Origin of the sequence: Vaccinium witches'-broom phytoplasma str. VAC, from assembly GCF_000309405.1 — a bacterium.
GTDB lineage: Bacteria > Bacillota_I > Bacilli_A > Acholeplasmatales > Acholeplasmataceae > Phytoplasma.
In genome coordinates this window covers 1-8,389 of sequence record NZ_AKIN01000140.1, presented here as the reverse complement: position 1 = coordinate 8,389, position 8,389 = coordinate 1, and the positions used below count along the sequence as shown (strand labels likewise).

At 23.5% G+C, this 8,389-nt stretch carries 5 protein-coding genes and 1 pseudogene; 4 read left to right on the top strand and 2 right to left on the bottom strand.

What is annotated here, in order from left to right; translation table 11 throughout:
- Window positions 1-103 precede the first annotated feature (103 nt).
- Both RI68_RS02380 and ruvA read right to left on the bottom strand, forming a co-directional pair.
- A pseudogene (locus RI68_RS02380) lies at window positions 104-574 on the bottom strand (AAA family ATPase); the annotation flags it as partial.
- 16 nt (window positions 575-590) lie between these two features.
- Complete coding sequence (gene ruvA, locus RI68_RS02375; RefSeq protein WP_017193643.1) at window positions 591-1,160, bottom strand: Holliday junction branch migration protein RuvA; 570 nt, start codon at window positions 1,158-1,160, stop codon at window positions 591-593.
- A gap of 119 nt (window positions 1,161-1,279) precedes the next feature.
- Here ruvA and RI68_RS02370 point away from each other — a divergent pair, with 119 nt between their 5' ends.
- The 4 genes from RI68_RS02370 to RI68_RS02355 all read left to right on the top strand — a co-directional run bounded on the left by RI68_RS02370 (window position 1,280) and on the right by RI68_RS02355 (window position 7,998).
- A complete protein-coding gene (locus RI68_RS02370; RefSeq protein ID WP_017193642.1) occupies window positions 1,280-4,327 on the top strand; it encodes a hypothetical protein in 3,048 nt (1,015 codons plus the stop codon).
- A gap of 36 nt (window positions 4,328-4,363) precedes the next feature.
- The gene (locus tag RI68_RS02365; protein ID WP_017193641.1) at window positions 4,364-4,894 is read left to right on the top strand and encodes a helix-turn-helix domain-containing protein; all 531 of its coding nucleotides are present in this window, start codon (window positions 4,364-4,366) and stop codon (window positions 4,892-4,894) included.
- A gap of 15 nt (window positions 4,895-4,909) precedes the next feature.
- Window positions 4,910-5,677 carry a triose-phosphate isomerase gene (tpiA, locus tag RI68_RS02360; protein ID WP_017193640.1) on the top strand — a complete coding sequence of 256 codons (768 nt, stop codon included), beginning with the start codon at window positions 4,910-4,912 and terminating at the stop codon, window positions 5,675-5,677.
- Window positions 5,678-5,745: 68 nt separating this feature from the next.
- On the top strand, window positions 5,746-7,998 hold the full coding sequence (locus RI68_RS02355; RefSeq protein ID WP_017193639.1) for an ATP-dependent helicase: 2,253 nt from the start codon (window positions 5,746-5,748) through the stop codon (window positions 7,996-7,998).
- Window positions 7,999-8,389 lie beyond the last annotated feature (391 nt).

Below are 8,389 nucleotides of genomic sequence, written 5' to 3'. Positions count from 1 at the left end.
ATTATTTTTTTTAGTCTTAGAAAAGAAAAAAAGACTAACTTAATAGTTAGTCTTAAAGAATTTTTAAAAAATAAAAAGTGTCTAAACTTTTGGAACACCTCACTCCTACTAAAGTGAAAGGCGGCAAATCAATGCGCACTGTACGTCTTTCGTTTTCTTTGCCGATAATAATGTCTAAAACATAATCTTCCATAGCGGCATATAAAATTTCTTCAATACTTTTCGGCAAGCGATGAATTTCATCAATAAATAAAACATCTCCTGGTTGAAGATTGCTTAAAATAGCTGCTAAATCGCCAGTTTTTTCTATCACGGCTCCACTGGTAATTTTAAAATTAACCTTTAATTCATTAGCTATAATTTTAGCTAAAGTAGTTTTGCCTAAGCCAGGCGGACCGTAAAATAAAAGATGATCTAACGATTCTTTTCTTTTTTGGGCAGCTTTAATATAGACACTTAAAATATTTTTAATATTTGATTGTCCTGCGTATTGGTTTAACAATAGTGGTCTTAAAAATTGTTCATCTTTATTATTTATTTTGATTTCTTCGTTGACAATATCTTTAGTATTCATGTTATTTTTAATCCTTTTATTTATTAATTAAAAGTTTTAAAGCTTCTTTTATCATTAATTCTAAACTTTGGTTAGAATCTATTTTATAAATGATATGTTCGACTTGTTTAGCGTTAAAACCTAAATTCATCAAAGCATCTTTAACATCATTTTGTTTAGGGTTGAGGACAAAAGCGTTGGTTTGTGTTTTTGGAGTAACTAAATTATTTTGTAAATGGAAAATAATTTGTTGAGCTGTTTTTTTACCAATGCCAGGGAATTTCATTAAATAAGCGATGTTATTTTGTTTAATAGCGTTTTGCGTTTCTTGAAAAAATTCTACATTGGTGATCACAATAGCGCTTTTAGGTCCTATTCCTGGAATAGAAATTAATTTTTTAAAAAAAGAAAGAAATTTCATTTCTGTAAAACCATACAAATCACGGATATTATCTTTAATATAATAATAAAGAAATAATTTTACTTCTTGTTCTATATGGAACAAATAAGGGCTACAAAAATGAATATGATAACCAATACCATGATTATCAACAATAACGCTATTTTTATTAATTTCGATAATTTTACCTTTAATATAATAATACATTTTACACCTCGAGCTGCTCTCTATTTGATTATAACATTTTAAAAATCATTATCTTATGTTTTAGTGTGTTATAATATATAATAAGTATTAATATTAGGGTAACGAGGATAAAATGAATAATGTCTTTTAATCAAAAAAATGTTTCTTCTATAACTGATATTGAACACAATAATAAAGATTTTTCGCAAAATAATTTATTATTTGTGTTAAATTATTTGAATAATCTTTTACAAAGCAATAATTCCTTTCCTTATAATTATCAGGCCCAAAGTATGTCTTTTGAACAAGAAATTGATCAAAAAACTAAAATATTAAATCAGCAAATTTTTCTTAAATTAAAAGATTTAAACGTTGATCATCACAATAACCTATCTTATATTAAAAATAAATTTCAAAGCATTTTATACACTAATTTTATTCAAAAAGATAAAAAAGAACACAAATGCATTAAAGAATTAATGAAAAAAATTAAACATAATAATTTTGCTAAAAAAAAAAATAACACTTTATTTGAACAAAATATTGATTCTTTAAAACAAAAAACACAAACCGATTTAGACAATATTATTTTTTTGGAACACAAAACACATACAGAACAAGAAAAAGAACAAAATAATTTTTTACAAAAACATTTAGAAATTTCGGAAAAAATTAAATTCAAAACCAACGAAACCTATCAATCTTTTCATGAAAAAAATATATTAATTAATAAACAAATCATCGCTTTAAAAAACGGTTTAAACGCTAATTTAGATAAAATAGAAAGAAATTATAAAAATAATTTAACTCACATTAACCAAAAAGAAATTAAGAAAAATAATATTTTTGCGGAAAAAATGCAAAAAATAAATGATCTTTTTCAAAATAAATTAACGGATCATAATAAAATCTTTGATCAAGAAAAAAACACTTTTAAACATAATCAACATGCTTTAGAAGAAAAAAAACAGATGTTATTTGAAGAAAAAAAATTAATGATGTTTTTTTTTCTGGAATCAGTGTCTAAAACTAAAGAAAAATGTTTTTTATCTTTAATGAAAGAAATGATGCAAAATGAAATCCGTTATTATAAAGATTTAAATATTTGGCGTAAAAAATATTTTTGGTTAAAATTTCTTTACAACAAATCGTTAAACATCATTGCTTTAGAAAAAAAAATCTTTGTTAAAATTACTGACATGGAGATTTATAACCAACATTTAATTTGTAAACAAGAAAAAGAATTAATTAATCATGAATATCTCCAACAAATTAAAATGCTAGATATCGAATTAAGACAAACAGATGTTCAAAAACATTATGAAATGATTAAAATCGAAAGACGAGAAGAAAACGCTAAAAACAAATTAGAATATTTATTTTTACAAAAAAATCAAGATATACAAAAAAAAATTCACAATTTAGAATTTCAAAGAAAAGTTTTATTTTTAAAGCATAAAACCCAACATAAAAAATATTTATTAAAGATGCAGTTAAAAATTGAAAAAATTAAAATTACATCTGAATATTATGCTAAAATAATTCAAAATCATAAACAAACACAACGTTTAAAAGAAAATTTAGAACATCTATATGTTAATCAAGAACATAAAATACATTTTGCAAATATGAACTATAAACAACAACAAGAAAATTTATTATTTCGTATGAAAGTTCAACAAATCAAAATAGAAAATATCATAGAAAAAAATTTTATCAATCAAAAAAATATTTTAAAAAAAATAATTTCTTTTATTAATCATCTTAACGAAGCTAATAACCGACAAAATAATTTGATAAACATAATGCAAGATAAATTAAACAATTATTTAAACAATAATAAATCTAAAGTCTTATTTGATACAGAAGAATTTGAAGAAGTGAGTTCTTTGTTGCAATTTTTTATTGATCAAATTCACGACAAACACTTTGATTCACATTATCTTTTGCAAAAAGAAATATATCTTTTCGAAGAGTTGTTGATACAAGAAAAAATTGATTTAATCCAGTTTATTTTAGAATATTATGATAAAAATATTTCTTTTATTCGTGATTTAGTTCATAATGTACAATTTAAATATGATAATCCTAATAATAATTTTTTCGCTGTTTTTGATAAAAAAATTAAAATTTCTAATAATCTTTATCAATCATGGAAAGAACAATTACATCGTTGGCAAAAGCAAAAGAAGACCAATAACGACCAAAAAGAAAGCCAAATCAACGCTTTACGAAAAACACAAAATAAAATATTACAAAAAAAGAATTTTTATCAAAATAAATTGTTTCAACAAATTATTACCATTAATCAAACATCTGCTCCAAAAACTTTTTTATCTCAAATATCAAATAAATTCAAAGTAAAAAAGTTTTGGAATTATTGGTGGTCTTTTTGGCATAATTTAACCTCATTTGTGGATCAATCTCGCCTAGATTATTACGAATGGAACAAATATAATCGTCATATCTTATCTAAGAAAGAACAAAATAAGCAAAACTTATTATTGATCCATAATAATAAAATTTTTTTATTAACTGATATTTTTTTAGATATCGCTAAAGACATTCATTTTTCTCAAATTAAAAATATCCATTTCGTAGCCCAAGAAGAAGAAAAAAGAATCAAAAAAACAATCGAAAAAGAACAACAAGCTATTAATCAACAGCTAGTTCAAATGAAAGAAAAAATTACTTTAATTCAGGAAAATTTAGATGATACTTTGAAAGAAATAGAGAATAATTTCGTCCAAGAAATGAAGCAAATAGAAGAAGAAAAAAAGCTTTTATTTCAAGATTTCTTATCTGCTTTTAAAAAAAAATCTGATTTAATAGTTAAAAAAATAAAATTATACTCTATACAAAACAAAATAATCAAACAAAACCAAGAAAAGAAAGAAAAAATTATTTTCGACTCTTACGAAAATAGCCAAAACACCTTTTTACAAAAAAATAACTCTATTTTAAAACAAATTAATAAAATTGATAAAAAAACTGTTCGTTTTCGTAAAAAACAGCTTTTCCGAGGAAAAATCAAATTATTACTCTTAAAAATTTTATGGAGATTGAAATATCAAAAAGACAAATTAGAATTATATAAAAATCATAAAAAAAATAAAAATAATTCGAAAAAATATTTTAATCAACAAATTTATTTATACCGAGAATTAAATCTCTTATTAGGTATATAAAAAAGTTATTTAAAAAAATATTAAAAGGAAGATGAAGTGGATATTGGATTTCAAATTAGAACTTTAAGATTAAAAAATAAATTAACACAAAAAGAATTGTCTGAAAAAATTAATGTTACTAGTGGTTATATTTCTCAAATTGAAAATAATTTAATTTCTCCTTCTTTAAAAACTTTATTTCCTTTGTTAGAAATTTTTAACGTTTCAGTATCAGATTTTTTTAAACAAGAGAAAAATTTATCATTAATCAACACCAAAGAAGATTTTATTAGTGCGCCAAATCATAATTTAAAGCATACTATTTATAATATATTTCCAAAATTAGAAAAAAATAAAATAAAACCTATTATAATAGAAATAGAACCCCAAGGACAAACAATAATTCAAACAAGAACAATCAATGATGAATTTTGTTATGTTTTAGAAGGCGAAGTGGTTTTAGTTTTAAACAAAAAACATTATTTATTAAAAAAAGACGATACTTTTTATTTATCTATTAATGAAGAATATCATTTATTGAACAATTATTCAGAAAAGACCAAAATATTAAAAGTAACAGCTTTTTAAAAACAGAGGAAAAAAATGAAAAAAATTATTATAGCAGGCAATTGGAAATTACACAAAAACAAAGATGAATCTTTGAATTATATTTTTCAAGTGAACGACAAAGTACCTAATAAAAAGGAAGTAGAAACAATTATTTTTCCACAAATTACTTTATTAGATGCTTTAACACAAATAGAAGGTAAACATTTAAGAATTGGCGCTCAAAACGTTTTTTATCAAAATGAAGGTGCCTTTACAGGAGAGATTTCTCCCCAAAATATTAAATCTTTAGGCGTTACATATGTTTTAATCGGACACAGCGAAAGAAGAATCCTTTCTCAAGAAACGGATGAAATAGTTAATTTAAAACTTTTAGCTGTTTTAGAACAACAAATGCGTTCTTTGGTTTGTTTAGGGGAAAGTTTAGAAGTAAAAGAAAAAAACGAAACTCAAACATATTTAAATAACCAATTAGAAATTATTTTTCAAAATGTAGCCAGCGATTCTTTAAAAGATATTATTTTAGCTTATGAGCCAATTTGGGCTATTAACACTGGCAAAAGTGCTACACCAGAAGATGCTAATTACAACATTGGTCAAATAAGAAAGAAAATCGCTACTATGTATGACGAAGAAGCGGCTCAAAAAGTTAACATTATTTACGGTGGATCCGTGAACGTTTCTAATGTAGAAGCTTTTTTACAACAAAAAGAAATTAATGGTATTTTAGCCGGTAATAGTTCTTTAAGATATGAAAATTTTTTATTTTTTACAGAAATAGCCAAAAAATATACACAAGAATAAGATAAATATTTTTTATTAATTGATTTTTGAGAAATAAGAAATAATTGCGAAAAGAAGGTTTCAAAAATATGTTGCAACCAAAATGGTTAAAAAATCTGAATTCAGAACAATTAAAAGCAGTTACTTATCCTGATCGTTCTCTTTTTGTTCTAGCAGGTCCAGGCACTGGCAAAACCAAAACACTTACTAATAGAATAGCTTATTTACTGGAACAGAAAAACATTAAGAGTGAAAATATTTTAGCAATTACTTTTACTAATAATGCCGCTAAAGAAATGAAAAAAAATCTAAAAAAAATAGTTAATACTGAATTTTATAATTTGACTATTAAAACTTTTAATGATTTAAGTACCCAAATTTTAAGAAAATATATCGATAAACTTAATTTCGGAATGGACTCCTCTTTTGCTATCATTAGCGAAAACGAAGGACAATCTATTATTAAAGAAAATATGAAAAAATTGGGCATTAATAAAGATTCATATAAAGTATTGGAAATTCAAAGTTATATTTCGAAAATTAAAAAACAATTTGCTAAAAAAGAAATTGTTAATAATATCCTGACTAATGAGACGGATGATCTTTTGTTAAAAAAAGAATATAACGAAATAAATTTTATTTCCCCGGAAATGAAAAAAATTTATGATGAGTATTGTCATTTTTTCAAAACTAATAATTTAGTCGATTGTGATGATTTAATTATTTATTCTTATCAATTATTAAAAAATAACCATTCGGTAGCCTCTTTTTATCAGAAAAAATTCGCTTATCTTTTGGTAGATGAATGTCAAGATATCGATTTAATTCAATATAAATTAATCAAAATTATCGGCAAAAAGAGTGTTATTTTTTTAGCGGGAGATCCGAACCAAACGATTTATCGTTTTAAATATAAAGATGTTATATGCCAAATGTTGTTTGAAAAAGATTTTAAAGCTGATATGTATACTTTAAACGCTAATTATCGATCAACTCAAAATATTTTAAGTAAAGCTAATATGTTAATTGGTCATAATTATGAATCTCAAACAAATCAACCTTTTCAAAAAGAACTTCAAAGTGTTTATGATTCTGGAGAACAAGTAGTTTATAATGATTTTTTAACCGCTAAACAAGAAGCTAAATATATTACTAAAAAAATTAAAGATTTAATCAAGACAGGTAAATATAATTATAATGATATTTGCATTTTATACCGCATTAATAATTTAGGAACAGATATCGAAAATCATTTTCTTTTAGACAATATTCCTTATTTCATTAAAAACAGTTATTCTTTTTATCAAAAAAAAGAAATTAAAGATATGATCGCATACATTCATGTTGTTCTTTCTAATAAACATAATTTCTTTTTAAAAAGGATCATTAATATACCTAAACGTCAAATAGGCATTAAAACAATGGAATTTTTAGAAGATATAGCGAAACAACATAATATTTCGTCTTTATTAGAAACTATTGATTATATCCCACCAGATCGCAATAATAAGGCTAAATTTGTTAATTTTAAAAAAACTTTAGAAATGATTCAAGATATTATTTTTAATGATGATACGACCAATTTATCTAATATAATTGAGAAAATAGACGATATTATTGGTTATTCACGCATGTTAAATGAACAAGAAGAAAAATTATCTCATTATAATAATTATGATAAAAAATTAGCCAACCAGGAGAAAAAAGCCAATATCATTCGTCTCCAAGAAATTTTTAGCCATGAAGACTTAAATCATAAAGGTACTTTTTTAGAAAAATTAAGAATTGTGTTAGATAAAATTTCTTTATTTAATGAAGATAAATTAATCAATGATAAAAATAAAGTGGTTCTTTCTACAATCAAAAAAACTAAAGGATTAGAATTTAAAGTAGTTTTTGCTATTGGTTTTGAAGATCAAATATTTATGGAAAATTTATTAGATAAAAAGAATTCTGATTCCTCCTCTCCTCCTTCTGAAATTTTAATCAAAGAAGCCAGAAGTTTAGCTTATCTAGCTATCACAAGAGCGAAAGAATTATTATATATTAGTAGTTCTGGTTCTCGTTATCTTTTAGGACATCGCTTCTTCTTAAAGCCAGTCTCTTTTATCAAGGAAATGCATTTAATTTCTTACTTTAACAAAAAAATTGATAAATACTTCTCTAATAAACCTTCTTATCGAATAGGCGATCAATTAATCCATCAAACTTTCGGCCAAGGAGTATTACTTTCTATTCAAAAAAATATTGCTACCATTTCTTTTGATGACGAAAATCATGGTGTAAAAAAAATATTAATTACCCATTTCTCTCTAATGAAAAGCGATAATACGAATTTATAATAAAAATATTAGATTTACCCATGCAAAAAAGTTCTTTATAAATGATTATTTATTTCATTAAAAATATCTTTTAAACTGTTTAGAATTAGAATAAAAAAATGATTACCTTAAAAATTAAACAAATGTATCAAAAAACAAGCTAAATTGTTTTTCCAACAAAGGAATAAACGTTTTTAGCTTGTTTTGTTTTTAAAGGGCTTTTTTATAAGAAAAATTAGATTTATAAAATGAGATTTATTTTAGGTTTATAGTAAGAAAGTTTAATATTTGTCTTTAGAGTGAACCATCAAAGTGGTACTAAAAGAAAACAACTAATTGAACCAAATTGTTTATTAATTCAAATAAACAGTTTGGTTTTTTTATTTAGCCAAACTTAAAAAAGGAGTTTTAA

Excerpts from the sequence above, each read along its gene's own strand:
- ruvA (WP_017193643.1), bottom strand. The coding sequence starts at position 1,160 with ATGTATTATTATATTAAAGGTAAAATTATCGAAATTAATAAAAATAGC.
- RI68_RS02370 (WP_017193642.1), top strand. The coding sequence starts at position 1,280 with ATGTCTTTTAATCAAAAAAATGTTTCTTCTATAACTGATATTGAACAC.
- tpiA (WP_017193640.1), top strand. The coding sequence starts at position 4,910 with ATGAAAAAAATTATTATAGCAGGCAATTGGAAATTACACAAAAACAAA.
- RI68_RS02355 (WP_017193639.1), top strand. The coding sequence starts at position 5,746 with ATGTTGCAACCAAAATGGTTAAAAAATCTGAATTCAGAACAATTAAAA.